This is a genomic window from Campylobacteraceae bacterium, from assembly GCA_013215945.1.
Lineage (GTDB): Bacteria > Campylobacterota > Campylobacteria > Campylobacterales > Arcobacteraceae > NORP36.
Map to the genome: position 1 here is coordinate 1 of JABSOM010000028.1, position 2,243 is coordinate 2,243.

A 2,243-nucleotide genomic window follows, 5' to 3' on the forward strand; every position below is an offset into this window, starting at 1 on the left:
CATTTTAATTGCAATTTGTGGTGCATTCCATAATGCGGGTAAAAGTATTAAAGATACGGGTACTGCTGTTATTACAATAAATGATTGTAAAGCAGATATCCCACCTGAACCAATTGAAATTAAAACAATTGCTAATACTCCCATTAATACTCCCCAGAATACTCTTAAGTATGGATGTGGTTCAGTATTACCACTTACAACAACACTCATTGTATATGTCATTGAATCACCTGTTGTTACAATAAATACTGTTGTCAAAATTAAAAATAATATTGATGTAATTATTGGAAAAGGCAAAGATTGTGTAATTGCTAATAATGCTGCTGGTAAATTAAAACCTTTAAATGCTTCTGATATTAAACCAGGCTGAGCAATTTCAAATGATAAACCTGAACCTCCTACAATTGTAAACCAAAACATTGTTATTAATGGAGCAAAAATACTAACAGCTAAAATTAACATTCTAATTGTTCTTCCTCTTGATATTCTAGCAATAAATATTGCCATCATTGGTCCATAACCTAAAAACCATCCCCAAAAGAATACTGTCCACCAGCTTAACCAAGAAGTATCACCTCTAAATGTAGCCATAGGAATAAAGTTTTGTAATACAGAACCTACACCTTGAATATAAGCATCAATAATAAAAGCAGTTGGTCCAAATATAAAAATATATGCCATTAAAAAAACAGCTAAAACTACATTCCATCTACTTAAAATCTGAATTCCTCTTGTAACACCTGATAGAGCAGATACAGTATAAATTAAAATAGCAATTATAATAATAATTAATTGAGTAGTGAAACCATCTGGAATTTCAAATAAAGCATTTAAAGCATATGAAATTTGTAAACCCAAAAATCCAATTGGTCCAATCGTTCCAGCTGCAACTGCAACAATACATGCAGCATCAACAATAGAACCTAAGGGTCCATTAATAACTCTATCTCCAAATACTGGATATAAAAGTGTTCTAGGTTTTAAAGGTAAACCTTTATCATAATGCAAGTGCATTAATACAATAGTAGTTAATGTACCTAAAATTGCCCAAGCTAAAAATCCCCAATGCATAAAGCTCTGAGATAAAGCATTAACTGCTTTTTGGAAAACATCAGCTTCAGGACCATAAAATGGAGGGGGAGATACAAAGTGAGCAATTGGTTCACCTGCTGCCCAAAACACTCCACCACCAGCTAGTAATGTACATAAGATAATAGCCATCCATTGAAATGTACTCATTTCTGGAGATTTTAAATTACCTAAAACGACAGAACCTGTTCTTCCTAAAGAAAGACCAATTCCTACAATAAATGTTGCAAATAATAAAAATTGCCAATAAGCTCCAAAAACTTTTGCAGACCATCCAAAACCCGTATTTACCATACTTGTTAAAAGTTTTGAATCAATTAAAGCTAATGCAACAAAAGCTACTAAAAATCCCGAACTTAAAAATAGTGCTGTTTTATCAATTTTTTCTTTTTTCTCTATTTCTTCTATATTAATATTATCTTTATTCAAAGTTCCCATTCTACATCCTTGTCTATTTGGTAAATTTTAAAATTTAAGCTATATTGATTTTAAATAGCTATATTAATAGAATAGTAAGTTATTAAGTTATTATTCTATACTCTAAATGCTTAAGTATATTTTTAACTAATTCATATACTAGTACTTATTTTCATTTAATACAATTAAAAAAAGAAAACTTGTATATAGTTTATGTATTAAAAAAGTGCAAAAAAAAAGCTTATATAAAAAACAACAAAGTTGAATTTCATATAAGCTTGTAAAAAATACTTAAATCTGGCAACGGCCTACGTTTCCGTCAAGGGGACCCTGCAGTATTATCAGCGATGAAGAGCTTGACTTCCAGGTTCGAAATGGAGCTGGGTATTTCCTCTTCTCTATAATCACCAGAAAATAAGTAATCAATATATATTATATATATACTCATTACTTACTTCTAAAAATAGAATAAGTAATATATTGTTAAAGTCTTTAATGAACACTTGCTTATCAAGTGATACACTTAATAAGATAGTAGCCTAAGTAAAATTATAAAATAAGCCAAACGATCTATTAGTACTAGTCAGCTAAACGTCTTACAACGCTTACACATCTAGCCTATCAACCAGCTAGTCTTGCTGGGATCTTCAGGGAAAGTTTATCTTAGAGTTGGCTTCGAGCTTAGATGCTTTCAGCTCTTATCACATCCGTACGTAGCTACCCAACGATGCTCTTGG

The 2,243-nt window shown here is 31.0% G+C and carries 1 protein-coding gene and 2 rRNA genes; all 3 read right to left on the reverse strand.

Going from position 1 to position 2,243, the window contains the following annotated elements; all coding sequences use genetic code 11:
- The coding region (locus HRT41_16075; GenBank protein ID NQY25537.1) for a BCCT family transporter at window positions 1-1,527 on the reverse strand (1,527 nt) is incomplete at its 3' end.
- A 274-nt stretch (window positions 1,528-1,801) separates the two neighbouring features.
- Window positions 1,802-1,918: ribosomal RNA gene (gene rrf, locus HRT41_16080) — 5S ribosomal RNA — on the reverse strand.
- 136 nt (window positions 1,919-2,054) lie between these two features.
- A 23S ribosomal RNA gene (locus HRT41_16085) occupies window positions 2,055-2,243 on the reverse strand; the annotation flags it as partial.